The sequence below is a fragment of the Nocardia sp. GP40 genome, from assembly GCF_050434125.1.
GTDB lineage: Bacteria > Actinomycetota > Actinomycetes > Mycobacteriales > Mycobacteriaceae > Nocardia > Nocardia albiluteola.
The window spans coordinates 70,190-93,867 of sequence record NZ_JBNPVW010000020.1 but is presented as its reverse complement, the minus strand read 5'-3'; the positions used below and the strand labels follow the sequence as shown (position 1 = coordinate 93,867).

The following is a 23,678-nucleotide window of genomic DNA, read 5'->3' as shown; positions in this document are numbered from 1 at the left end:
CAGGTGGTTGTCCTCCCCCGAGCGCAGCGTGGGCCGGACGTACCGGAGCACCGACCACTACGAGGTCGGGCGGGAGGAGATCCGCGAATTCGCCCGTGCCGTCCAGGATTTCCACCCCGCGCACTGGGACGACGCGGCGGCGCGGGCACTCGGCTATCCGGGCCTGATCGCCCCGGTCACCTTCGCCTCCTCGGTCGCCACGGTGGCACAACGCGCCCTACTGCGCACCGCGCTGCAGGGTTACGACCCGGCGCGCCTGCTACACGTGGAACAGGAGATTCATTGCCATCGCGCGTTGGCGGCCGGAGACCGGCTCACCCACGAGATCACCGTGGACTCGTGGCGCACGATCGCCGGTGGCGACCTCATCGCCCTGACCACCGTGATCAGCGATCACGACACCGGACCGGTGCAGACCGTGCACACCACGCTGGCCGGACGCGGGGGAGCGGAGGGTGAGACGGTTGGCGACATCGCGAAAACACTTGCCTTGCAGGATCTCCCGCTCCCTCTGACGGCTGCCGCCGATCTTGCCACTTCGGGCCGCGCCTTCGCTGTCGGAGTGGCCCGTGGCATATCGCGTGAAATCCTTGCGGGACAACGTTTCCCGCCGTGCGCTTACCGCCTGACTCGTGGCGAGGTCGTGAATTATGCGGGAGTATCCGGGGATGTCAACCCCCTCCACTGGAGCGACGACATCGCCAGTGCCACAGGAACTCCCGGGGTATTGGCCCACGGCATGCTCACCATGGGCCTGGGCGCCGCCGCACTGAGCTCCTGGTGCGGCGATCCGACGGGGCTCCTCGACTACTCCGTGGTCTTCGCTAACCCCGTCCACCTCGTCGGCCGCCGCACCACCGACATCGAATTCACCGGCACGGTCCACGCCTCGGGCGCAGACCGTGCGACGGTGGCGCTCACCGCGCAGTGCGACGGGACGCCGGTCCTGGGTGGCGCCACGGCCACATTCGCGGTGCGCACCTAGGACTTGGCTCCGCGCGGTGTGATGGGACGCTGGTTCTGGGCGGCGCGCGGCGACACTCGCGGTGCGCACCGAGGACCCGGCCCCGCGCGGGTGAGCGCGGGGTTCAGTGCTCGTCGTAGTGACCGTCGTGGCTCGCGTGCCGATGCCCGTCGTGGACGTAATCGACGTGATCGCCATGGGGGACAGCGGCGTGGCCACACCCCTCGCCATGGACGTGCTCGTGATTGTCGTGCGCGGTGTGGCCAGCCGGTTCGCATTCGTCGTAGTGACCGTCGTGGGCGCGGTGCAGGTGGCCGTCGTGCACATAGTCGGTGTGCCCATTGTGCGGAACAGCGACATGCCCACAACCGTCGCCGTGTGTGTGTTCGTGCTCGATGTGAGCCTCATGCTGGGGCATGGTCATGATCTTCGTTCCTTCCTTGTACCTCTCCTGATTCGCCTTCCCGACGCTGTCATTCACATCGTAATGTGCGCATCTATGCGCGGCTGATGAGTGCGAGAGAGGTCGAGGCCTGAGGGGGTATGGCTAGGAGATCGGTAGGTCGACTGGGTACTGCGCGCCTTGGTCGGCGGAGGCCGATACGGCTTGCCATGTGGTCGCTTCCTCGATCTGGTGACGCGAATAGAGCAGCGCGCCTTGCGCCGCGAGTTCGCCCAGCAGCAGGTGGGTGGGCAGCGTGTCGGCGTGGACGATGCGTACGAGGATCTGCGCGGCCCGATCGGGGTCGCCGATCTGGGTGGTGCCCGAACGCAATAGCTCGCCCAGCGCTCCCATGGTCTCCCGAGACGCCGCGGAACTCGCGGGGGTAGGGCTTGGGCACAGTGACATCCTTCCAGCCCGCCCAACGGGCAAGCCAACTCGGTTGTCACCCATTCCTGCAGCAGTCCCAACCGCGAACCGGGTTGTCCGATGCCAGTTGATTTGACGCAGTGATCGCGTCGATGAGCTGCGATGCGTCAGGCAGGCGGAGCGGCGCGTCGGGTTTCCGCCGGATTGTTGGCATTACGCCGAGCGCCTGAGGCTGGAAGGTCCGCATCGGCTATAGCCGCATGCCGAGAAGGCCAGCGACACTGCGGAATTGGCTCGCCGCACTGCCGGGTAGTTACGCCCACGAGAGCCGCACGCCGGGCCCTGGAAGCATCGCCGCCGGCGACCATGGGCACCGCGCTCGAGCACAACCGGGTGCAAACATGCCCCGCCGACATCGGCATGTCGCCGACCGGAATATGCCCGGATATAAGTAGCCTCACCTGGCCAGATGGCATACGCCACGCTCATACCAGACAAGCGCCAGGGAGATGTCATGCACACCACGAGCTGATCGAGATCCATTCTTCGTTCGCGTCGGCTCGGGTCTTCGCCGACCCGACCAGCCTGTCCACAGCCTTCCTGAGCCATTCGTTGCTGCGATGTGATGGTTTATGGTTACTAGCCTTATTTGTGCAGGTAGATGGCGTATTTAGGGATCGAGGGGCTCTACTTCGCCGGAGGCTGGACGAGGTCGCGCCGGAGCATGTCCGTCAAGGCTCGCATTGCGCCTGCCATATCGATGGATTCGTCTTGGAGCCACAGCTCGGCCAGGCCTGTCATCGCTCCGATGATGACCAATGCGATCGCGGTACTGTCCGCATCGGGTTTGACGTCACCGGCTTCGATGTCCTGGGTGATGACTCGGCCGAGGTTTTCCCGGAAGGTTCGCACCCGCTGCACCGACCAGTCGCGGGCCAGTTGCGGGGTATCGCCGGAGCCGGAGAGTCCGAACTGTCCGAGGCGGGTCAGCTCGGGGTGCTTCTGACTGCGCGCCGCCAGTTCGTCGACGATGTCCAGCGCGCGGAGTACGGCCGGACCTTCGTAGTCGCGGTCGACGTCGACTTCTTCGAATGCCTGTAGGTCCAGTTCGGCGAGGACCGCGGTCAGCAGTGTTTCCTTGCTGGAGAAGTGATGCAGGAGACCGGGCCGGGTGATACCTGCGGCCGTCGCGACCGCTTCCAGGGAGGTGCCGCGGTAGCCGCGGTCGGCGAAGAGCGCCCCGGCGGCCGCGATGATCTTGGCGCGTCGAGCCGCCCCGGATTGCTCGGCATCTCGCGTCCTGGCCATCCAACAACCTTCCCGCCCGGCCCATCGGCCTTTTCCGCCACACTTTTGGGCCAGCCTACTGTCAGGTCACTCAGCTCGGCGACGCCGCATCCACGGTGTCCCCGCGCGCCGAAATCGAATGGGTTCGACCTCTCGACTAGGTGGGTTCGTGACGCTAGGCTCACCGACTGACGAGTCAGTATGCTCATTGTCGATGAGCACAGGTGGAAGGACCTCCATGCCCGAATCTCAACTATTGGCCGGTCGAACGGCCATGGTCACCGGTGCCGCCGGTGGCATCGGCGCGGCACTCGCGGCCGAGCTCGGCGCGCACGGCATGTCGGTGGTGCTTGCCGATATCGATGCCGAGGGCGTGCGGCGCACCGCGACCGAACTGTGTACGCGTGGCGTACGCGCGATCAGCGTCGAAGTCGATGTGTCCGATCCGGATTCGGTTGCGGCCCTGGCCGAGACCAGCCTCGCCGAGTTCGGCTCGGTCGAGTTGCTCTGCAATAACGCGGGGGTGTTGATGTTCGGCGCGGTCGCCGACGCCTCGATCGGAGACTGGCGGTGGCTGTCATCGGTGAATGTCGAGGGCATGCTCAACTGCTTGCACGCCTTCCTGCCCGCGATGCGCGAGGCGAGCGGCTGGCGGTACGTGATGAATACCGCGTCCACCCATGCCTTCCTGCCCGACACGTCGCACACCGCCCTCTACAGCGCGACCAAGCACGCGGTGGTCGGCATTTCGCTCGGTTTGCGCCCCGAGTTGGCCGATGACGGCATCGGTGTCACCGTGCTGTGCCCCGGTCAGGCGGCGACCGGCATTCTCGACTCGCAGCGTAATCGGCCCGCGACGTTCGGCCGTAGGGGCGCAGAGCCTTTCGGTACCGGAGTCATTCCAATGGCTATCGCGCCGCAGGAGGTCGCGCGCATCGCGGTCGAGGGGATCCTGAACGAGGAACCGATCGTCTTCGCCCTGCCCGAACACACCCGCGACGAGTTCCGCGACCAGGTTGAGCAGCTGTGGCGACTGGCCGATGGTGCTCTCGGCCATCCCGGTGACCCCTACCTGGAGAGTGCCGTATCGCGGCCCGCCGCCGGATGAACATCACGGACCCGATCGCTCGCGAAGCACTGCCCGGTCCCGAGACGGGCGGGCGGATCGACCTCCGACTGCGCCGACTGCTGTCCTCGGTGCCATTCGCCACCGCCGCACCGCAATTGGGGTTCGCGGTCACCGCCTACTTCGTGGCACTGCAGGTACAGGCCATCGACGATGCCGCGAAGGTGGCGAATCTGGCCATCGTGAATACGGCCGGCGCGCTCGCGGCGGCGTTCACACAGCCGTTGATCGGCGTCCTCTCGGACCGCACTCGTACCCGCGCCGGTGCGCGTACCCCATGGATTCTCATCGGCGCGTTGATCGGATCGACGGGGATGATCACCGCCGGCCTGTCGCGCAGCGTCGCGATGCTGGTGGTCGCGGCGATGATCGTGCAGTTCGGATTCAACGCGTTGTCGGCACCGCTCTCGGCGATTCTGCCCGACCGGATTCCGCATCGGCTGCGCGGCCGATACTCCACGTTCGCCGGGTTGGGTTCGATTACCGCGGCCATTCTCGGACCGTTTCTCGCCTCGGCGTTCGTGGACCGGATCTTCCTCGGATACGGCGCAACGGCGGCGATCATCCTGGTGATGGTCACCGCGTTCGTGGTGCGGAATCCAGAGCCGGACAATCGCGGGGTGCCGCGAGAGGCGTTCTCGGCGCGGGCATTTGCGATGTCGTTCTGGATCAACCCGCGGCGGCACCCAGATTTCGGCTGGTCGTTTCTCGGGCGAATCCTCATCTTCGGCGGCTACTTCATGCTGCTGAACTATCAGCTGTATCTGGCCGAGGGCTACATCGGCCTGAGCAAGGCCGAAGCCGCCAAGATCGTGCCGATGATCGGGGCGGTCGCGATGCCGGGATTCCTGATCGCGATTCTGCTGTCGGGGCCGTATTCGGATCGGGTCGGCCGCCGCAAGCCGTTGGTGCTGTTCGGCGGCTCGATGATTGCCGCTTCGGCATTGATTCCCTGGCTGGTGCCGGTCACCGCGAGCCTGTTCGCCCAGGGGGTGGTCGCGACCATCGGCTTCGGGGCGTTCACGGCGGTCGACCAGGCGCTGGTATCGGAAATCCTTCCTGCGCAGGAGAGCTCGGCCAAGGATCTCGGTGTCATCAATATCGCCGCGACCCTGCCCGGTGCGGTGGCCCCGACCATAGCGGCCACCATCGTGCACCTCTTCGGCAATTACGGCGCGCTGTATCCGACCGCGGCCGTGGTGGCGGCGGTCGGTGCCTTGGCAGTCCTGCCGATCAAGGGCGTCCGCTGATGCCTATCTCGAAAGAAATACTGGAGTAAAGCAATTGATGTTCGTACGATTCGCGGTCGCTGCCGCACTGGTCGCTGCCGCGGTGGTTCCGGAAGTTTCGGTGTCGGCCGATGCTCCGGCGACCTCGGCGGGAGCCGTTGTTCCCGAACAAGATCCGTTCTACACCGCACCCGCGGACCTGTCCGGGTATCGAAACGGCCAACCCGTAGCCGGCCGCGCCATCACTACCCGATTCCCAACCCCGGTGCAGGCCTGGCAGGTGTCCTTCCGGACAAGCGACTCCCATGACGTGCCGGAACTGGCCGTCACCACTGTCCTCGTGCCCCTGGCCGCGTGGAGCGGTCCGGGGCCGCGGCCGGTCGTCTCGGAGCAGATTGCCGAGGATTCCACTGGGACCAGGTGCGCTCCGTCGTACGGAATCGCCACGAACACACTGCAATCCGGCGATCAGATCGACCGAATGCTGGCCGCGGGCTGGATCGTGGCCGTTCCCGATTTCGAGGGGCCGAAATCGGCGTTCCTGACCGGTCCGCAATCCGGTCATGCCGTACTGGACGGGATGCGTGCGGCCGGGCGATTCGAACCGGCCGGCATCGGTCCCGAGACGCCCTGGGCGCTGGACGGGTATTCGGGTGGTGCGGCCGCCACCGGGTGGGCGGCGGAACTGCATCCCTCCTATGCCCCCGAGTTGAAGATTGTCGGCGCGGCGATGGGTGGCGTGCCCGCCGACCTCCCCGCACTGTTCGATCACGTCGACGGCGGGCTGTTCTCCGGTTTCCTCGTCGATGCGATGGTTTCCTACCGGCGTGAGTACCCGGACGCGGATATCGATGCTCTCCTGAATGAACGGGGACGCGCGGACCTGGCTGCGGCCGCCGACTCCTGCGTATTGGAATTGCTGGTCCGCTACCCCTTCCGTAGCTTCGCCGACCTCACGGGCCGGGCGTCGTCTCGAGATACCGCGTTCGGTGACCTGTTGCGGAGCAATTCGGTCGGTGCGGTCGCGCCGACGATCCCGATCTATGACTATCACTCCGATTCCGACGAAATCGTGCCAGTTGCCATGGACGACGAACTGGTCGGGAATTGGCGCCGAGCGGGCACACCGATCGTCACCTTGCGCGACCCGGTCGGTGAGCACGGACTCGAGGCGAGCGCGCGAGAAGACGATGCTCAGGGCTTCCTCCGGGATCGATTCCGTGGTGACGGACCGGCCGTGAATCTGGATATCACGCGACCCGTGGCAGGAGGATTCTGAGAAATAACTGCTTTCGCATAATCGAATAGATCAGGGTCGGGGCCGTTTACCGGACTTTCGGTAAACGCTCCGATCAAATTCGGCATGTCCGCAACAAGAATCAAATTCACCGGAAAAATAATCCATCGAAAACTTCTGAAAATTCGAATACCTGAAGTAGTGTGCATCACAGCGCGCGCTAGTTGCGGATGAAATGCTCCGCAACTCACCTAATGCTGTCGGGCTCGACGCCATGCGTTCCGGGCGGCAGTTTCTCGTGACAATTGAGGTATCGAATTGAGTCTTCGAAAAAGCCTGTCCACCGGTATCGCCGTCACGGCGGTCGTTATGGCTGCCGCGACCATGCACGGGGCGGGCACCGCGAGCGCGGCGCCGACGCCCGCCGAGGCGGCTGCCGCCGCGCACTATCAAGCGGTTGTCCAGAATGGCAGCGTGCTGGCCACCATCGACTCCGGCACCTTCAGCGTCGACGACCTCGCCGGTGTAGCGGCCTTGCGGGGCGCCGACGGTGCTGTGCTGGATACGGTTCCGACGTCCTATCTCCTCGACGGCCGGCGATATTCGATCGCCGCGCTGGTCTCCGACGGCGGTCGCAGTCTGCGCCTGACACCGCAACTGCCCGACGCCCGACCCGCCCAACCGGTCGCACAGCCGATTGCTTCCCCACTCGAAAACCAGCTCGCCATGAACGATCTGATCAACACGGTCAGCTTCGGACTGTCGGCGGGCACGCTGATCGGCACCATTGTCGGCGCCGTGCTCGGCGTCGGCGCCGGGCTGGCGGTTTCCGGTGCGGCATGCGTGGCCATCAGCATCGGTTGTGTGCTGGCCGTGGTCCCCATCGTCACACTCCTCGGTGGCGTCGGCGGGCTGGCAGGTATGGCACTGGGCGGAGCGCCCGGACTGGTCGCGGGGTTGTGGAACTACTTCACCACGCTCAACGCCCTCCCCGGTGAAAGCCGGTACGCCAGCCAGCTTCCGGGACTGAACCCGCCCGCCGCGCCGGCCGAGGCCGCTCGATGAGGGTCCGCCGCAGCGCCACCACCCTGGTGACTGCGTCGGCGATCGCCCTGTCCGTGGCAGTCGACGCGCAATCGGCATCGGCCGATCCGGTGGCACCGGCGGTGAACTATCGGACCGACATGTCCAGCGGCACGGTCACGACGACGATCGACGCGGGCGGCTTCGTGATCGTGCCCGACGGCCGATCGGTCCTCATCGTCGACGGCGGCGGCAACCCGATCGGGCAGCTCCCGCTGGCTATCGGGCTCGCCGATCGGAAATACGAAGTCCGGCCGCATATCTCGGCAGATCATCGCACGCTGGAGCTGTCGCCGGACTTGACCAGCGGCCGGCCCCTCGCTCAGCCGATCGCCTCTCCGCTGGAGAACCAGCTCGCAGCTGATGACGCACTCTCGAAGATGGCGCAAGCAGCCGCGATCGGTCCACTGGCAGGCGCCGCGGCGGGCGCGATTCTCGGCGTCGTCGTCGCGGTGGCTTCCTGCGTGGTGCTGACGGTGGGCTGTCTGCTGGCCGGTCTACCGATCATCGGCGTCTTCGCCGGTGGCGGTGGCCTGGCGGGCACGATCCTGGCCGGCCTGGCCGCAGCGGGCCAGGGCGCCTGGAACTACTTCGGGACCCTCGCCACCGCACCCGGTGAAAGTCAATACGCCCAGCAAGGTTTCGGCACCAACGGCGCCGGTGCGCCCGATGCTCAGCTGCGGGTACCGACGCTCCCATCCGGGTCCAGCTCCGGAAGCGGCGCCCCGGGCTGATCCGAAAATGCCGGTCGGCCCGAACCTTTCGACGGTCGGGCCGACCGGCTCACCGGGTGGAGGCACCTGCCTCCGTCTCACCTCCCGACTCGCTGTCTCCGAAAAGCAGTGTGGAGCAACGGGTTCGGTGTCACCTCTGCATCATCTCGAAAGGACCCTCCGATGGTCTTCCATACATCTGCTAGTGGTGTGGAGCCACAGCCCGACCCACTCGGCACCGATACCGCAGGACGTGACCGGCGCACAGGGGAGTGGCGTCCGATCTGCTCGCTGGCCGCGATCGTGCTGGTCCCGGAAACCCTGGCGCTCGGTTACCCCATGCTGGCCACGGCCTCTCCCGCCATCGTCGAGCGATTCCACACCGCGCACGGTGGCTGGCTCATGAACTCGTTCGTACTGGTCGGAGCGGCCACCGCGCCATTGATCGGTAAGCTCGCCGATCTCTACGGCAAGCGCCGGATACTGCTGATCTGCCTCGTCGTGTCGGCGTGCGGTCTGCTGGTGTCGGCCATCGCGAGCACCTTCGTCATCCTGCTCGCTGGTCGATGCCTGTCCAGCGTGCTGGTGGCGACCGTCTTCCTGAGCTACTCATTGATTCGAGATATCATGCCGCCCAGCACGATTGCGATGGCAGTGTCGATCGTGGCCGCGAGTTCGGCGCTGAGCGCCATCGCCGCACCCTTCCTGAGCCAATGGCTACTGGACAGCTACGACTTCCGTGCGGTGTTCTGGTTTCTGCTGATTCTGCTGGGTGTTTCGGGTGCCGCGGTCGCGTTGACCACCGATGAGTCGCCGGTTCGATTGCCGCTGCGCGTCGGTGTGGTGGGTGCGGTACTGCTCGGTGCGGGTCTGGCCCTTGTGCTGGTGGGTGTTTCCTCGGGACCGGCCTGGGGCTGGACCGCCGCCTCCACCCTCGCGCTCCTGATCGGCGGAGTAGCGCTGATCGGCATGTGGGTGGCGACGGCCCGGATGACCAAGGACGCGTTGATAGATCTCGCGGTGTGGCGTCGCCGTCCGGTGTTGCTGACCGCATTCGCCGCGGGTTGTGCCTACGGTGTCTCGAGTCTGTACGTGATGCTGCTGCCGATGCTCGCCATGACACCGGCCATGCTCGGGCTGGGATACGGATTCGGCGTCGACGCACAAAGTTTCGCGGTGTTCGTGACCCCGATCGGTGCGCTGAGCGTGATCGGTGGCCTCACGGTGGGTGTGCTGGTCGGCCGGCAAATCGCCGGACCCCGGCTGCTGCTGATGCTCGGCATGATCGTGGCCGGTGCCGGCAGCGGGCTCACCGCATATGCCCACCACGACAAACCCGCGGTGCTGATCTTCGCCGGTCTGGTCGGCCTCGGCCTCGGCCTGGCGGACGCGTCGATCCCGAACCTGCTGATCGCGGCCGTGCCCACAGCTGCAAGCCTCGACGGCCGCGCTGGCGGGGGTGTTCCAGGCGGTGATCCCGGCGATCGCGCCGATCGTCGTCTTCTCGGTGCTGAACGGGTCGTATCAGGCGGTGCTGCCCCCGGTGATCACCCAGATGCTGGGTGGTGCGGTCATTTACACCGATGCCGGATTCGAGGTCGGATTCCTGATCGTGGCATCACTTGCAGTGGTCGGCCTCGTCGGTGCGTTTCTGATACCTCGATCCATCGAGGTGCTCACCCTCGAAGAGATCACCGTCGGGGAGATCTCCGGTGGGACCGCCGAAGCGGAGACCGGTAGCTGATCTCCCGGACGGGAAAATGTCACTGCCCGGAGCATTTTCGCTCCGGGCAGTGACATTTCCGGGCGCTTCTAACTGGTCAGCGTGCGGACGTACGGTCCGAGTGCCTCTACCCACGCGGCGTAGCCCGCGCCACCCAGGTGGAGTCGGTCGCGAGTGAATTCGGAACGCAGGCAGTCGTTTTCGTCGGCTAGTGCGGGCCACAGGTCGATATAGACGGCCTCGGCCCGCGCGGCGATCTCCCGGTACGCGCCGTTGAGTTCGCGGATCCGCGCGGCGAATCGGCGCTGCCGGGGCATCACACTCTGAACGAACAACGGTGCCGTCCCCGCGCGGTCGCGCACCTCGCGGACCAGACAGCGCATATCCGCGGCGACCCGGTCGACCGATCGGCCCAATCCGAGATCATTCGTCCCGATGAGCAGGAATACCGCGGCCGGGGTGTCGATCGCGGTGTCCAGGCGGGCGAGCAGATTGTCGATGGTGTCACCGCCGATTCCACGGTTGACGCAGTCGACTCCGGGGAACCATTCCTGCCACAGCCCGCCCTCGGTGATGCTGTCGCCGAGGAAGACGACCCGACCGGTAGGCGCCGGCAACTGCGCGAACTGCGAGGTGCGCATCGCGATGGATGTCCTGAGCATGTATGTGTGCCCGAGTCGATACAGCAGCATCACGCATGCTCCCGATCCGCCGGTGGCAGCGCATTGGCGCGTGCCAGGTCGCCCAGCCAGGTCAGGCTGGGTTTGGCTGTGCGGGTGAAGGTTTCGCGGTCGACGGCGATGAGGCCGAAGGTCGGAGCCCAGCGTCCCCATTCGTAGTTGTCCAGCGCCGACCAGTGCAGGTAACCCCGGACATCGACGCCGTCTGCCATGGCGTGTCCCAGACCGGCGAGCGCCTCGGCGGTGTAAGCGATGCGCCGGTCGTCATCCGCGGTGGCGATGCCGTTCTCCGTCACCAGCACCGGTGTGCCTGCGGTGACCTCCCACGCATGCCGCACTGCCCGGCCCAGCGCATCGGGCCGATAGGACCAGCCGGTGAGGGTGTTGTCCGGGCTGTCAGGATGGGGGACAACGCCATTCGCGTCGACCGTGCGGCAGGTGTAGGCCTGCGTGCCCACAAAGTCGTCGTCGCGTGCGGCGGCCAGATACGGGTCTTCCCATGTCCGGTTGGCTGCTGTGAGCTGCTCGGCGCAACCCGGGGCCGCGATGAAGGCCTGCTGTGCGACGGTCCATCCGACCGCGGCATCGGTCTCCGCGCGCAGGATCGACACCGCGGCACGGTGGGCGTCGATCAGGATGTGGGTGCTGTCATGGTCCGGTTCCAACGCGAAGCTGAAAGTAATGTCGCGCAACGCTTCCGGGTTCGCGAGGTGTCGGTGCAGAGTCGCCATCGACGCGACCATGTTCGGTTCGTTGATGGTGCAGATCCATCGAACGTCCCGCAGGATCGGCGCCACGGTGCGCACGAAACCGGCGAAGAGGCCGATGGCGTCGGGGTTGGTCCAGCCACCCAGTTCGGCGAACCACCGCGGGCCGGTGAAGTGGTGCAGGGTGATCACCGGCGTGAGACCGAGCCCGAGCGCGGTGTCGATCATCCGCCGGTAGTGCGCGAGTGCCGCCCGGGACACGTGCCCGCGCTCGGGCTCGATCCGCGCCCACTCCACCCCGAACCGGTACGCGTTCAAGCCCGCCGCGGCCAGCAGCGCCATGTCCTCCGCGTACCGGTGATAACTGTCTACGGCATCACCGCTGCGCTCGGGGATCAGCGCGGATCCACTGTTCTCCCACATCCACCAGTCGCTGTTGAGGTTGTTTCCCTCCGTCTGATGGGGCGCGGTCGAGGCACCCCACAGAAAGCCGGTCGGCAGCATCGGACTCATTTCTCCAGTACCTCTTGTCATGTCGGATCGTCGCCGTTATCGGGCCGGGCGCAGGCAGCTGTCGAGGCGTCGACGATGGCGAGCATACCGACTGATAAGTCAGTCTGCCAGCGTTTGTAGACCTCAGACCATCAACTGTGCGGCCATAAGACGCCTAGGGGTCCGGCTGTCGCGGTACAGCGGAGGGTGCGGTGCTGGCCCGGATCGACCGCCTGCAGTGCCAGATCGATCGTTCGGGGATCGTCAGAGGCGGCGACGTGGCCAGCGCGGTCTTCGGGGCAGCCGTCCTGGACAGTGCGGTTGGTGACGTTCGGCTCGTCGATGAACGAAGAGGTGTAGGGCGTGATGATGTCGTCGTAGCGGGAGGCGATCATCGTGTAGGCGACCCCGGGTGCGGTCATCGGGCCGCTGTTGAGTGTGTTCAGGTAACGGGAACCGGCGAGCATGTCGACCGCTGCGGGCATCAGTTCGTGCAGCGGGGGCACCTGCCGCGCGAGCGGGGCGATGTCGATGCCGGCGACGGTCATACTCACACCGTGCTGGGGGCCACTGATCGCGACCGCCTTCTTGATCGGATCGACTTGGCGGTCTGCGAATTTCAGACTCACGGCACGGGCGATGAAGCCGCCCTGGGACTTGCCAACCAGGCTTATCGCGGCGGAGTCGTTGACCTCGAGAATTCGTTCGACCGCGGCAACGAAGTACTCGACCGACGTCGCTAACGGTTGTCGTGAGTCGTATTCGAGGCCGTAGACGCAGCGGCCGTCATCGAGCAGCCCTGCCCGCACCGGGCCTAGACTCTTCTCCACCGTGGTGTTGGTGCCGTGGATCAGGAGCACAGGCTCGCGGAAGCGGCGCCACCCACCAGCAAGACACCGCGACTTTGGCGACGATGCGCATGGATATTCCTTCGGTCCGGGTCGGTAATCAGGCGGATATCGCGACCGAGTCGCGCAACTGCGCGACGTACTTTTCGAACGACCCGACCATGTCGATATCGGCGTCCACCAGCCATTGACTCTCGAGGCCGGTTACCACGGCGACGAGCAACTCGGCTACACAGCGGGTGTCCAGGTCGGGCCGCACGACACCGGCATTCATGCTGCGCCGCAACGCATCTGCGATCAATGTGTGCAGAAATTTCATCCGGCCCTCGACCCACGCGTGGGCCGGATGATCGGAATCCACCGCCTCGGCCGAGGTGACATGCGCGAGACGCACCATGGCGCGATTACCGGCGTTGTTTCGCACGACGCGAGTGAGGAACCCCAGCAGTGCGTCGAAGTCCATTACCGCGAGGTCCTCGTGGCTCGTGCCGGTCGCCACCAGATCCCGGAGGTCTCGCGCACCCAGGACCGCTTGCAACAACGCGTCTTTGGTTGAGAAGTGATGCAGCAGGCCGGATTGGGAGATGTCGGCCTCGGCGGCGACACGCGCCAGCGAACTGCCGCGGTAGCCGTGCCGTGCGAAGTGCTCGAACGCGATCTCGACGATTCGTGCGCGGGCCAGTTCGCCTGACCGCTGCGCGGAGTCGGTGGTTGCCATGGGGCCGAAGCCTATGCCACAAGACCGCCGTATCCGAACTGGCAGACTGACTGCACGGTCGGCTAGTGTTCGATGGCTTGCCGACCGCACGCCGGAACAATCAGGAGAACACCAATGCGTCGACGAACCGCGCTCGTGGCCGCCATAGCGGGGCTGCCCCTATGGATGGCACTGCGGGCGGCTCCCGGAAACTCCGAACCCGCAACGGGCGTGGCGCCGTTGCCCGCGGACTTTCTCTGGGGCGTCTCCGCGTCCGGCTTCCAGTCCGAGGGTTCCGCTCCCGACAGCAACTGGATGCGGTACATCGCCGCCGGGCAGACCGCCGACCAGGTCGGCACCTCGGTCGACTTCCTGCACCGTTATCCCGAAGACATCCAGAACGCGAAGGATCTCGGCGCGCGCGTCTATCGCATCAGCATCGAGTGGGCGCGTCTGGAACCCGTACCGGGACAATACGATTCCTCCGCATGGCAGTTCTACGACAATGTCCTGACGGCCATTCGCGCGGCGGGCATGCGGCCGATGATCACCCTCGACCATTGGGTCTATCCGGGATGGGCATTCGACCGGGGTGGCTGGAACCGCGCCGACATGGCCGACGACTGGCTGGCCAACGCACGCCGGGTCGTCGACCGCTACGCGCACCTCGACCCGTTGTGGATCACCATCAATGAGCCCTCCGCGTACGCATTCCAAGACGTCCGCACCGGCGGGATTGCCCCGCAGAACCTTTCCTCGGCCCTCGACCAGTGGGTGCGCGTGCATCGCGAAACCTACGACTACATCCACGCCGCGCAGCCCAGTGCCATGGTGTCCTCGAATGTCGCCTACTTTCCCGCCGCCGAAGGGGCCATCGACACCACCTTCCTCGACCGCGTTCGCGACAAGCTCGACTTCGTCGGCCTGGACTACTACAACTCCGCGTCTCCCACCGACACGAGCTTCACCAACACCTTCGCCGAGGCGTGGAAAGCCAACCCCGCAGCAGATGGGATCTATTACGCCCTGCGGCACTATGCCAAGGCATTTCCCGGGATGCCGCTGTATGTCGTCGAGAACGGCATGCCGACCGAGAACGGCGCGCCTCGTCCCGACGGTTATGACCGCGGCGACCACCTCACCGACATCATCTATTGGGTGCAGCGAGCGGTGGGCGAGGGCATCCAGGTTATCGGCTACAACTACTGGAGCATCACTGACAATTACGAATGGGGAAGCTACACACCCCGATTCGGCCTCTACACCGTCGATGTCAAGAACGACCCGAGTCTGGCCCGCCGACCCACCACAGCCGTCGCCGCATACCGCGCCATCATCGCGCGCAATGGCGTCCCCGCCGACTACACCCCCTCGCGCCCGCCGACCTGGTGCTCACTCGTCGACGGACTCGACAGCTGCCTGAACCCTGCCAAGTGATTTCGGAGTTCACACGCTCGCGCGGTCGACAGGCTCCTCCGGCCTGTTGGCCGTGTTGTATGCCTCGATGATTTCCGCGGCCACCAGGACTTCGTGAGCGCAGTGCGCCGGTGGGGCGGCCCTCTCGACCTCGGGCACCTGTGGCCCCTGCCCTACACCGTCCTGGGCTCGCAAACCCGGTGCGACGGCGAACCCCGCCTGCTGTTCATCCCCACTGGGGCGGTTACGACCTCTACATGCGCGAGGGCTGCTGGTGAAGACAGGGAGCATCAACATGTCTCAAGGCCAAGGTTCAGTACATCCTGTTCGATATTCTTCGCTGCGACCAGGTGCCGGTGACGAGCCACCCACACCTTGAGCACCGACGGCTTCTCGAAGCCCTGAATTTTGACTAATGCGCCGTTAAATACCCCACCAGTGGTCCCATCACCCTGGCAGGCGACATCCGGAGCCTAGCGGCGCCGACCGGATGCCTCCAGAATTTTCAGGTGGTCAGCGAATGTGGTCACGAGGCTGTCGAGGGCGGCGGCCCCTTTCTCAGGTGTGGATAGCGATGGGCGGCCGATGATTCCGCTGGTGGTGTATCCGGTCATGCCGGTAAGGAGCAGGTGGGGTCGGTTGGAGGCGTCGTGATCAGCCTCGCGCCAGGTGTCGCGGACGAGGTCGGGGCGGGCGTGGAGCAGGATCGAGGTTTCAAGCTCTCCGCCGTGCATGTCGTCGTGGCCGTTGGTGGCCATTCCGGCGTGGTCACGCGCAATGTTCCATTCCTCTTTGCCGGGGAACAGAGCGACCTCGGGCGCGGCAACATTGGCTTGCCGAGTGATGTTGGACAGCACGTAGTTTCCGCCATGTCCACTCACCACTACGAGCTTGTCGATGCCCGAGTCTTTCAGGGACGCTCGGATGTCGGCAATCATGGCGATAAGGGTTTCGGCGCTGATGTAGACAGTGCCCGGGGACCCTACGTGCTCTTGTGAGCACGAGATCGTGATCGGCGGCAGCAGGAACAGCTCGTAGGTGTCGGCGAGACGCTGCGCGATGATGCAGGCGATGGCAGTGTCGGTGATCAGCGGCAAGTGGTCGCCGTGTTGTTCGAAACTCCCGACCGGTAGTACGGCCGTCGTGGCATCGAGCCGGCCCGCCTCAGTTGAGGTCGCGGTGGTGATCAGGTCCACTGAGTGCTCCTTGGCTTCTGTGGGATTGGTGTTCGAAGAGTTCGGCGAAGCCGATGGTCGAGTTCTTGTGCATGACTGGGGTGGCCGGTCCGGATCAGTTCCTCGGCGACTCGTTGTAGCTGGCGGGAGGTGCGGTTCGATCGGGTCTCCGCAACGATTTTCAGTGAGTGGCCGGCTACCTGGAGAGCTTCATCGGGCTGACCGAGCCCTGCCGGATCGTCCTGCCGACCGCCGTTCCTTGTAGCGCGTGGTCGATGACTTCGTCGGCGCCCAACGTGGTGCAGTAGGCCAGCTGCTCGGCTGTCGAGGCACACGCGATCACCCTCGCGCCCAGCGCTTTTCCGACTCCGATCGCCGCCGATCCCACCGCGCCTGCGGCGCCGACGAGCACCAGGTCCTCGCCCTGCGATAGCTGTGCCACCGAGATCAGCGCATCGTAGGCGGTGCGGTAGGTGGCGCCGGTGGTGGCGGCGAGATCCGACGGCAGGTGATCGGCGGTGGGGCGCAGCAGCGTTTCCGGCGCCGCGACTCGCTCGGCGAATCCGCCGAGGGGTGCCAGGCCGTGCACGCGGTCACCGACTGCGAACCGGGTGCAGTTCGGCCCGGTTTCGATCACGACCCCGGCGATATCAACGCCCGGCGTGAACGGCGCCGGGGGCTTGATCTGATAGCGGCCCAACACCGTCAGCGCATCGACGTAGTTGACCACGGCGGCGGCCGCCCTGACTACGACTTGCCCGGCGGAGGGTGCCGGCTCGTCGACGTCCTCGACGGTCAACCCCTCCAGCGACCCCAATTCTCGGCGTCTGAGTGCTCTCACGACCTACCTCTGCTGTCCCTGGAGTTCTTTCATCGTCCGTTCGACCAGCTCGGCGACGGTGATTACGTCGTGGACGCCGCCGGTGGAGTGGCCCGCGCTGTAGAGATCGCGCCACGCGCTGGTGACGCCTGCCTGCGCCGGCAACGCGCCGATATCGGTGCCGTTGCGCTGCAAGGCATTCAGGTCGATGCCGAGTGCCTGGATCGATGGAGCCAGCATGCTGGTCGGCAGGCCGGTGAACGCGGAGGTGAGGACGATGTCGTCGAGGCTCGACGCGGCGACCATCCGTTTGTGCTCGTCCGGTGCCATGCTTTCGCGCGTTGCGAGGAACTTGGTTCCCATGTAGGCAAGGTCGGCACCGAGGGTGAGCGCGGCGCGCAATGCGACGCCGTCGCTGATTCCGCCCGCCAATACCAGTGGCCCGTCGTAGAACTCGCGCAACGAGCGGACGAACGCGAACGGGTTGGCCCAGCCGGTTTGCCCGCCGGCACCGGCGGACAGCAGGATCAGCCCGTCCACACCGACCTCGATCGCCCGCCGCGCGTGCCGCACCGAGGCGATATCGGCGAAGACCAGCGCTCCCACCGCATGCAATGGTTCGACCACCTCGGCCGGGGAACCGACCGAGGTGATCACGATGTCGGTCGGCTGCTCGCACAGCGTGTCGAGATCCTCGCGCAGACGCGCGTTTCCGGGATGCACGATGAGGTTGGCCGCCACCGCGCCGGAGTCGGCTGGGCGCTCGGCACGGATGCGGGTCAGCCACGTCGCGAGCTCGTCGCTGGTGCGGGCGTTGGCGGTGGGGAACGCGCCGATCACTCCGGCCCGGCAGGCGGCCAACACCAGGTCCGGCCCGGACACCAGGAACATCGGGGCGGCGATCAGCGGCGCGGCGAGCTGGTGGCGGATTTCCTCGAAACGCGTCACAGGTCGGCTCCTTGGGGGACATACAGCGACTCGATCATGTCGGGGTTACTTCGTGGCAATTCCCAGCCACCGGTCAGGCCCGGTTAGCGGAGCTTGACTATGATCTTGCCGGTGGCGGTCCGGTTGTCGAGGGAGGTCAGTGCTGCGGCTGCTTGGTCCATTGGGTATCGGGTCACCTGTGGTGGTGCGATCGCACCCGAGGCGATGAGTGGTTCGATGTCGGCCCACTGTTCGCGCAGGTAGCCGGGGTGGGTCATTGCCCATTCGCCCCACGCCGCGCCGATGACTTCGATGTTGTTGAGCAGCAGGCGGTTTACTTTAATGGTGGGGATCTCGCCTGCGGTGAATCCGACGACGAGCAGTCGTCCTCCTTGCGCGAGGGCGCGGAGGCTGTCGGTGAAACGGTCGCCGCCGACCGGGTCGAGCACGATGTCCACGCCACGTCCGGCGGTCAGGTCCTTGACCGCCGTCAACCAGCCCTCGGCGAGGACAACGTCGGTGGCACCGTTGTCCCTGGCGACTCGTGCCTTTTCTTCGGTGCTGACCACTGCTATCACACGGTCGGCGCCGAGCGCGGCGGCCATTCGTAGCGTCGAAGTACCAACGCCCCCCGCTGCGCCGTGCACGAGCACAGTTTCACCGGCGGCCAGCCGCCCCCGGGTCCGCAGGCAGAAATGGACGGTCAGATCATTGAGAGGAATTCCGGCACCGGATTGCATGGAGACGTTCTCGGGCAGGGGGAAGACTGTTTCGGCTGGTGTCACGGCCACCTCGGCCATCGCGTTGCCGAGCAGTGTCAGTGCGATCACCCGGTCGCCGGCCCGGACATGCGCGCCCTCGGGTGCCGAGCGGACCACACCCGCGATCTCGCCTCCCACCACGAACGGCAGTGGGGGTTTCATCTGGTACTGCCCGCGTGTCATCAGGACGTCGGGGTAGCTGACGCCCGCGGCGTGCACATCGATCACGACCGCCCCCGGGTAGGCGGCGGGCTCGGGGATGTCGACGATCTCGATGGCTTGGGGCCCGTCGAGCCTGCTGATCCGTGCTGCGTGCATTCTCTGTCTCTTCGCTCCTGTTGTGGTGGATGTGGTGTCGTGGATTGTCACTGTGTGGGTGGGCTGTACATGGCATCGATCGTGGCGGCGTAGGCGACGGTGACGGCGCGGCGTTTGATCTTCATGGTCGGTGTATAGAAGGGGCCGCCGGGTTCCCAGACATCGGCCAGGATCGTGAACCGCTTGATCTGCTCGACGCGCGAGAGCGTCCTATTGGCTTCTGCCACAGCGTGTTCGAGTTCGGCGTGCACCAGCGGGTGTGTGGCGAGCTGGCCGATGGTGTGGTGGGTGAGTCCGTTCTTCTCGGCGAATCGTCCGAGGGCGTCCAGGTCCAAGGTGATGAGCACGGTGTTGTAGGGACGTTGTTCCCCGATCGCTATCGTGGGGCCGATCAGGGCGGAGCTGGCGGCGAGCGCGTTCTCGATGTTGGTCGGGGACATGTTCTTCCCCGCCGCGTTGATGATGATGTCCTTCTTGCGGTCGGTGATCCGCAGGTATCCATCGGCGTCGATCGTGCCGATGTCACCACTGTGGACCCAGCCGCCGGGATCGATCGTCTCGGCGGTCTGTTCCGGTGCCTTGCGATAGCCGCGCATCGCCTGCGGCCCCCGCAGCAGGACTTCGCCGTCCGGGCCGAGTGTCACCTCGGCACCGGGTACCGGTGTGCCGACGGTGCCCATCCGGATGCGATCGGGCCGGTTGAAGGTGGCGGCGACCGGAAATTCCGACATCCCATAGGCTTCGCACAGCGGCAGTCCGAGCCCGAGCATGAACTCCAGCACTTCGAACGGAATCGGTGCAGCGCCGGTGAACAAGGTCCGGGCGCGGTCCAGACCGAGCCGGGTACGGATCCGGGACAGGATCAGGCGATCGGCCGCGGCGTACCGCAGGGTCAGCGTCGGACGTGGCCTGCGGTTGTCCGACCTCGCGCGGGCTCGGGCGCGGCCGACACCGATCGCCCACAGCGTCACGCTGCGAGTGAGTGGGTTCTGTTGCGCGATCAAGGCTTCCAGCCCGGCGTGGAGCTTGATCCAGATCCGTGGAACGCCGAGGAAGGTGGTCGGGTGGATGCTGGTGATCGCGCTGATGATCGCTTTGGTGTCGGTGACCGTCGTGATCTGCACGCCGAACATGAGGTTGTTGTAGTGCGCGAACACCCGGTTCGCGGCGTGTGCGTCGGGGAGATAGCTGATGACGGTATCGGTGTGATTCAACCCGCCGAATTCTGCGGGGAGGGATCCGTTGGCCAGCACATTCGCATGAGTGAGTTCGACGCCCTTGGGCATGCCCGTGGTGCCGGAGGTGTACACGATGGTGGCCAAATCATCCGGACCCACTGCCCGCCAGGTTCGTTCGAAATCGAAATCCGGTGCCGGATCTGCCTCGAGGTCGGCCAGATTCGGCAGCTCGGTACGGTCGTCGCCGGCCTGGTCACCGTCGATGCACACGATGTGCTCGACGCCGGCGGTGCCGGTGGCGGTGAGAACGACTGGCAGGAAGGCTTTTTCGCAGATCAGGACGCGTGCGTCGGCGTTGTCGAGCTGGTATGCGACGACCTTGGCGGGATTGGTGGTGTAAATGGAGAATGGTGCCGCGCCCAGATGCAGTGCGGCGGTGTCGCACAGGTGGAACTCGGGGCGATTGGTGAGCATCAGTGCGACCGTGTCCCCGCGTGTCACACCGAGCCGGGCAAGCCCGGCCGCGATCGAGCGGACGCGTTCGCGGTACTGACGCCAGGTGATCGACACCTTGTCGTCCGCGGTGCGCAGAGCGACGGCATCGGGTAGTTGAGCCGCGGTGTGAGCGAACGCCTCACACAGTGTCGTCATGGTTTGCGATTCATCTTGTGTCATTGTGTTGCCCCGTGCGTTACCGGCCGGACCAGCGGGGTTCGCGGCGCTCGAGGAAGGCACGCACGCCCTCAGCGGTGTCCTGTGAGGTCAGGGTGTTGGCGATCGCCTGTTCGGTGACCTGCCAGGCGAAGTCGTCGTCCAAGCTGTGCACGCGTTCCAGGGCGACCAGGCTCTCCTGGACCGAAATCGGCGCGTTGCGGCAGACGCGCTGTGCCAGCTCGATGGCGGCGGTCAAAGCCTTTCCCTCGTCGGCGATTTCGTTGACGAAGCCCAGTCCGTAGGCGCGCTCGGCGGTGATCGGCTCACCGGTCAGCAGCAGTTGCTTGGCCACGTTCAGCGGCAGCGCCCGGGGGGTGCGGAACAGCCCGCCGCACGTGGCGATCACGCCGCGCCGGGATTCGGGCAGCCCGAAGGTGGCGGTGCGGGCGGCGACCAGCAGGTCGCAGGCGAGCACGATTTCCATGCCGCCGCCGTAGGCGAAGCCATCCACCGCGGCGATCAGCGGTTTGCGGCGGGCGCGGCGCACCAGGCCGTAGTTGCCGCCCCGGGGCGTGGGGTCTCCGGGACCGCTGCTCAGGTCGGTGCCGGCGGAGAACCCGCTGCCCTCGCCAGTGAGGACGGCGGCCCACAGGCTCGAATCGTCCTCGAATTCGTTGAGCGCGGCATCGAGACCGGCCGTCATCGCCGCGTCGAAGGCGTTGCGTTTGTCCGGTCGATTCAACCGGATAACGAATACCCTTCCGTCCCTGCTGGTTTCGACTCCCATGGAGCTTCCTTCGGTCGAAATGATCGTGGTAGTGGTCAGGCGGTGTGCCAGGTGATCGCGTCGGCCAGCGGCGCGCGGGTGGTGCGGAAGGCGTTGACGGGGTGCTCGCGATCGGGATAGCCGAAACTGATGCCCGCCACGACATTCCGGTCAGCGGGGATGTCGAAGTACTCGTGCAGGAACGGCGAATACGAGGCGAGGGCGGCCTGCGGCGCGGCGGCCAGGCCCAGGCTCTCGACGGCGAGCAGGAATGCCATCAGGTACAGCCCGCAGTCCACCGCGCCGTAGACGCCGAGCTCGGCGCTGGTGGTCACAATCGCCACGTGCGGTGCGTCGAATAGTTCGAAGTTGCGGACCATCTGCCGCAGGGTTCCGGCGTGGTCGCCCCGGACGACACCGACACTCTCGTAGAGCTGTGCCCCGCACTCACGCCGCCGATCTCGATACGCGCCACTGTAGGTCGAGGGGAACGGCAGGTCGGTCTCGACGCCGGTTCCCTCGATATGCGCGAGCAGCTCCTTGCGGAACCGATCGGTGGCGGGCTGTTCGGTGACGATCACCTGCCATGGCTGGGTGTTGCACCACGAGGGGGAGCGTTGTGCCAGTTCGAGGACCTGCTCCAGGGTCTCGTGCGGTACCGGGTCGGGCAAGAACTGCCTGCACGTCCAGCGCTGGTCGAGAAGTTCACGCAATGCCGTATGCCGAGTCTCGGTCATCTACCTCACCTTGGTTTGATCACATCTTCGAGGCCGCCAGATTTGTCGTTTCCTCTAATCCAGAATGATTCCGCTCGTGGCAGATCCAGCGCTATGGCGCGACTGTCGAAGTTGGCGACCGATACTTTGTCTGTGAGAACAAATGACCCTTAGACTGCACGGTATGAGGTCCGATACCAGAAAGGTCCTTCACGACGAGCTCGAGAAACGATCAGCGACGCTTCTCGACCGGATCATCGCCCGCATGCGGGCCGAGATGTCGGCCTACGCGCACTTCGATCACGCGATCCTGGCTTCGACCGCGGAACCGACCCTGCAGCGACTGCTCGAAGCGGTGGGCCAGCACCGGGCGCTCACCCCCGACGAACTGCGCACCCTCACCGAACTCGGCGAGCTCCGAGGACGTCAGGGCATCGCGCTGCCGGACATGTTCGCCGCGTGGCGCATTGGCGTGCGCACCGTCACCGACGACATGATCGCCATCGGTCGCGCGGCCGGAATCGCCGAGAGCGAGCTACTCGATCTGACTACCGAGGTCCTCGACACGACCGACCTCGCGATCCACACCTTGGCCCACGGCCACCACAATGTCGAACACGAACTCACCCGGCAAGATCAGCAACGCCGCACCGACCTGGTGCGCGGCATCCTGTTCGGCACCCTCGGCCCCGCCGAAATCCGCTTCCGCGCAGAGCAATACGGACTCGACCCGAGCCGCATCTACCGCGCGGTCCGCGCCCGCCCCACCGCGACGTCGACCATGTCCACACTCGAACGCGCCATAGGCTCAAGCGTCGGCACCACGGCACCACATGGCATGGTCGCCCAGATCGACGGCGATCTCGCCGGATTCCTGACCGAACCACCGCTCGAAAACCTAGGCGCCACAATCGGTTATGGCCCCGCCGCCGAGCTGAACCAGATGGAATCCTCGTTCCAGCGCGCTACCAGGGCCATGACGACCGCCGCCGCATTCCATCTCACAGGCACCTTCGATCTCGCCGCACTCGGACTGCTTCCAGCGGTGCTCGCCGACAGCGAAATCGGCGACGAACTCGTCGCCCGCTATCTCGTGCCCCTTGGCGCCGGTGACAGCGCTGACGCCATCCGCGAAACCGTCGAGTGCTACCTCGCTACCGACATGCGCGCAGATCTCACCGCGCAAGCCATGCACTTGCACACCAATACCGTTCGCTACCGTTTGCGTCGCTTCGAAGAGCTCGCCGGCGCGGACCTGCACAATCCGAACCACCTGCTAGAAACCTGGTGGGCCATCCAACGCACGAGATTGGACACCTCAGTACATCCCGCCTGATGGGTTGCGGGTGA

At 65.7% G+C, this 23,678-nt stretch carries 23 protein-coding genes; 9 read left to right on the top strand and 14 right to left on the bottom strand.

Features of this window, described 5'->3' with window-relative positions; translation table 11 throughout:
• Positions 1-7: 7 nt before the first annotated feature.
• Entirely contained in the window at positions 8-985 is a 978-nt protein-coding gene (locus ABH933_RS40550; RefSeq protein ID WP_429455260.1) for an FAS1-like dehydratase domain-containing protein, read from the top strand.
• A 103-nt stretch (positions 986-1,088) separates the two neighbouring features.
• Here ABH933_RS40550 and ABH933_RS40545 read toward each other — a convergent pair whose 3' ends face one another.
• The 3 genes from ABH933_RS40545 to ABH933_RS40535 form a co-directional block, all read right to left on the bottom strand.
• Positions 1,089-1,388 (bottom strand): hypothetical protein, encoded by a 300-nt coding sequence (locus tag ABH933_RS40545; protein ID WP_429427122.1) that lies wholly within the window; start codon positions 1,386-1,388, stop codon positions 1,089-1,091.
• Positions 1,389-1,511: 123 nt separating this feature from the next.
• The gene (locus ABH933_RS40540) at positions 1,512-1,760 is read right to left on the bottom strand and encodes a hypothetical protein (protein WP_429427124.1); all 249 of its coding nucleotides are present in this window, start codon (positions 1,758-1,760) and stop codon (positions 1,512-1,514) included.
• Between the two features lie 702 nt (positions 1,761-2,462).
• On the bottom strand, positions 2,463-3,083 hold the full coding sequence (locus ABH933_RS40535; RefSeq protein WP_429427125.1) for a TetR/AcrR family transcriptional regulator: 621 nt from the start codon (positions 3,081-3,083) through the stop codon (positions 2,463-2,465).
• A 217-nt stretch (positions 3,084-3,300) separates the two neighbouring features.
• On the opposite strand from ABH933_RS40535, the gene ABH933_RS40530 reads away from it, so the two are divergent.
• The 6 genes from ABH933_RS40530 (at position 3,301) to ABH933_RS40505 (ending at position 10,190) form a co-directional block, all read left to right on the top strand.
• Positions 3,301-4,170 (top strand): SDR family oxidoreductase, encoded by an 870-nt coding sequence (locus tag ABH933_RS40530; RefSeq protein WP_429427127.1) that lies wholly within the window; start codon positions 3,301-3,303, stop codon positions 4,168-4,170.
• Positions 4,167-5,438: an MFS transporter gene (locus ABH933_RS40525; protein WP_429427129.1), complete on the top strand. Its 1,272-nt coding sequence runs from the start codon at positions 4,167-4,169 to the stop codon at positions 5,436-5,438. Before ABH933_RS40530 ends, ABH933_RS40525 begins: the two co-directional genes overlap by 4 nt.
• A 37-nt stretch (positions 5,439-5,475) precedes the next feature.
• The gene (locus tag ABH933_RS40520; RefSeq protein ID WP_429427131.1) at positions 5,476-6,696 is read left to right on the top strand and encodes a lipase family protein; all 1,221 of its coding nucleotides are present in this window, start codon (positions 5,476-5,478) and stop codon (positions 6,694-6,696) included.
• Positions 6,697-6,972: 276 nt separating this feature from the next.
• Positions 6,973-7,719 carry a hypothetical protein gene (locus ABH933_RS40515; protein ID WP_429427133.1) on the top strand — a complete coding sequence of 249 codons (747 nt, stop codon included), beginning with the start codon at positions 6,973-6,975 and terminating at the stop codon, positions 7,717-7,719.
• A complete protein-coding gene (locus ABH933_RS40510; protein ID WP_429427135.1) occupies positions 7,716-8,471 on the top strand; it encodes a hypothetical protein in 756 nt (251 codons plus the stop codon). Before ABH933_RS40515 ends, ABH933_RS40510 begins: the two co-directional genes overlap by 4 nt.
• A 162-nt stretch (positions 8,472-8,633) precedes the next feature.
• Positions 8,634-10,190 (top strand): MFS transporter, encoded by a 1,557-nt coding sequence (locus ABH933_RS40505; RefSeq protein ID WP_429427137.1) that lies wholly within the window; start codon positions 8,634-8,636, stop codon positions 10,188-10,190.
• A gap of 72 nt (positions 10,191-10,262) precedes the next feature.
• Here ABH933_RS40505 and ABH933_RS40500 read toward each other — a convergent pair whose 3' ends face one another.
• From ABH933_RS40500 to ABH933_RS40485, 4 genes are all read right to left on the bottom strand, one after another.
• The gene (locus ABH933_RS40500) at positions 10,263-10,865 is read right to left on the bottom strand and encodes a GDSL-type esterase/lipase family protein (RefSeq protein WP_429427308.1); all 603 of its coding nucleotides are present in this window, start codon (positions 10,863-10,865) and stop codon (positions 10,263-10,265) included.
• Positions 10,865-12,073: a family 1 glycosylhydrolase gene (locus ABH933_RS40495; RefSeq protein WP_429427139.1), complete on the bottom strand. Its 1,209-nt coding sequence runs from the start codon at positions 12,071-12,073 to the stop codon at positions 10,865-10,867. Before ABH933_RS40495 ends, ABH933_RS40500 begins: the two co-directional genes overlap by 1 nt.
• A 131-nt stretch (positions 12,074-12,204) precedes the next feature.
• Positions 12,205-12,912, bottom strand: a complete 708-nt coding sequence (locus ABH933_RS40490; RefSeq protein WP_429427140.1) for a lipase family alpha/beta hydrolase — start codon at positions 12,910-12,912, stop codon at positions 12,205-12,207.
• An 88-nt stretch (positions 12,913-13,000) separates the two neighbouring features.
• Complete coding sequence (locus ABH933_RS40485) at positions 13,001-13,618, bottom strand: TetR/AcrR family transcriptional regulator (protein ID WP_429427142.1); 618 nt, start codon at positions 13,616-13,618, stop codon at positions 13,001-13,003.
• 114 nt (positions 13,619-13,732) lie between these two features.
• On the opposite strand from ABH933_RS40485, the gene ABH933_RS40480 reads away from it, so the two are divergent.
• Complete coding sequence (locus tag ABH933_RS40480) at positions 13,733-15,034, top strand: family 1 glycosylhydrolase (RefSeq protein WP_429427144.1); 1,302 nt, start codon at positions 13,733-13,735, stop codon at positions 15,032-15,034.
• Between the two features lie 452 nt (positions 15,035-15,486).
• On the opposite strand, the gene ABH933_RS40475 is transcribed toward ABH933_RS40480, so the two are convergent.
• The 7 genes from ABH933_RS40475 to ABH933_RS40445 form a co-directional block, all read right to left on the bottom strand.
• Positions 15,487-16,209, bottom strand: coding sequence for a creatininase family protein (locus ABH933_RS40475; RefSeq protein ID WP_429427146.1), 723 nt, complete (start codon positions 16,207-16,209; stop codon positions 15,487-15,489).
• Positions 16,210-16,384: 175 nt separating this feature from the next.
• A complete protein-coding gene (locus ABH933_RS40470) occupies positions 16,385-17,029 on the bottom strand; it encodes an alcohol dehydrogenase catalytic domain-containing protein (RefSeq protein ID WP_429427148.1) in 645 nt (214 codons plus the stop codon).
• Positions 17,030-17,032: 3 nt separating this feature from the next.
• On the bottom strand, positions 17,033-17,956 hold the full coding sequence (locus ABH933_RS40465) for an NAD(P)H-dependent flavin oxidoreductase (protein ID WP_429427150.1): 924 nt from the start codon (positions 17,954-17,956) through the stop codon (positions 17,033-17,035).
• 83 nt (positions 17,957-18,039) lie between these two features.
• On the bottom strand, positions 18,040-19,014 hold the full coding sequence (locus ABH933_RS40460; protein ID WP_429427152.1) for an NADPH:quinone oxidoreductase family protein: 975 nt from the start codon (positions 19,012-19,014) through the stop codon (positions 18,040-18,042).
• Between the two features lie 47 nt (positions 19,015-19,061).
• Entirely contained in the window at positions 19,062-20,867 is a 1,806-nt protein-coding gene (locus tag ABH933_RS40455) for an AMP-dependent synthetase/ligase (RefSeq protein ID WP_429427154.1), read from the bottom strand.
• 16 nt (positions 20,868-20,883) lie between these two features.
• Complete coding sequence (locus tag ABH933_RS40450; protein ID WP_429427156.1) at positions 20,884-21,633, bottom strand: enoyl-CoA hydratase-related protein; 750 nt, start codon at positions 21,631-21,633, stop codon at positions 20,884-20,886.
• Between the two features lie 35 nt (positions 21,634-21,668).
• Positions 21,669-22,349, bottom strand: a complete 681-nt coding sequence (locus ABH933_RS40445; protein WP_429427158.1) for a nitroreductase — start codon at positions 22,347-22,349, stop codon at positions 21,669-21,671.
• 163 nt (positions 22,350-22,512) lie between these two features.
• On the opposite strand from ABH933_RS40445, the gene ABH933_RS40440 reads away from it, so the two are divergent.
• The gene (locus ABH933_RS40440; protein ID WP_429427160.1) at positions 22,513-23,664 is read left to right on the top strand and encodes a PucR family transcriptional regulator; all 1,152 of its coding nucleotides are present in this window, start codon (positions 22,513-22,515) and stop codon (positions 23,662-23,664) included.
• The last annotated feature ends 14 nt before the right edge of the window (positions 23,665-23,678 follow it).

Excerpts from the sequence above, each read along its gene's own strand:
- ABH933_RS40545 (WP_429427122.1), bottom strand. The coding sequence starts at position 1,388 with ATGACCATGCCCCAGCATGAGGCTCACATCGAGCACGAACACACACAC.
- ABH933_RS40540 (WP_429427124.1), bottom strand. The coding sequence starts at position 1,760 with ATGGGAGCGCTGGGCGAGCTATTGCGTTCGGGCACCACCCAGATCGGC.
- ABH933_RS40535 (WP_429427125.1), bottom strand. The coding sequence starts at position 3,083 with ATGGCCAGGACGCGAGATGCCGAGCAATCCGGGGCGGCTCGACGCGCC.
- ABH933_RS40530 (WP_429427127.1), top strand. The coding sequence starts at position 3,301 with ATGCCCGAATCTCAACTATTGGCCGGTCGAACGGCCATGGTCACCGGT.
- ABH933_RS40525 (WP_429427129.1), top strand. The coding sequence starts at position 4,167 with ATGAACATCACGGACCCGATCGCTCGCGAAGCACTGCCCGGTCCCGAG.
- ABH933_RS40520 (WP_429427131.1), top strand. The coding sequence starts at position 5,476 with ATGTTCGTACGATTCGCGGTCGCTGCCGCACTGGTCGCTGCCGCGGTG.
- ABH933_RS40510 (WP_429427135.1), top strand. The coding sequence starts at position 7,716 with ATGAGGGTCCGCCGCAGCGCCACCACCCTGGTGACTGCGTCGGCGATC.
- ABH933_RS40505 (WP_429427137.1), top strand. The coding sequence starts at position 8,634 with ATGGTCTTCCATACATCTGCTAGTGGTGTGGAGCCACAGCCCGACCCA.
- ABH933_RS40500 (WP_429427308.1), bottom strand. The coding sequence starts at position 10,865 with ATGCTGCTGTATCGACTCGGGCACACATACATGCTCAGGACATCCATC.
- ABH933_RS40495 (WP_429427139.1), bottom strand. The coding sequence starts at position 12,073 with ATGAGTCCGATGCTGCCGACCGGCTTTCTGTGGGGTGCCTCGACCGCG.
- ABH933_RS40485 (WP_429427142.1), bottom strand. The coding sequence starts at position 13,618 with ATGGCAACCACCGACTCCGCGCAGCGGTCAGGCGAACTGGCCCGCGCA.
- ABH933_RS40480 (WP_429427144.1), top strand. The coding sequence starts at position 13,733 with ATGCGTCGACGAACCGCGCTCGTGGCCGCCATAGCGGGGCTGCCCCTA.
- ABH933_RS40460 (WP_429427152.1), bottom strand. The coding sequence starts at position 19,014 with ATGCACGCAGCACGGATCAGCAGGCTCGACGGGCCCCAAGCCATCGAG.
- ABH933_RS40455 (WP_429427154.1), bottom strand. The coding sequence starts at position 20,867 with ATGACACAAGATGAATCGCAAACCATGACGACACTGTGTGAGGCGTTC.
- ABH933_RS40450 (WP_429427156.1), bottom strand. The coding sequence starts at position 21,633 with ATGGGAGTCGAAACCAGCAGGGACGGAAGGGTATTCGTTATCCGGTTG.
- ABH933_RS40445 (WP_429427158.1), bottom strand. The coding sequence starts at position 22,349 with ATGACCGAGACTCGGCATACGGCATTGCGTGAACTTCTCGACCAGCGC.
- ABH933_RS40440 (WP_429427160.1), top strand. The coding sequence starts at position 22,513 with ATGAGGTCCGATACCAGAAAGGTCCTTCACGACGAGCTCGAGAAACGA.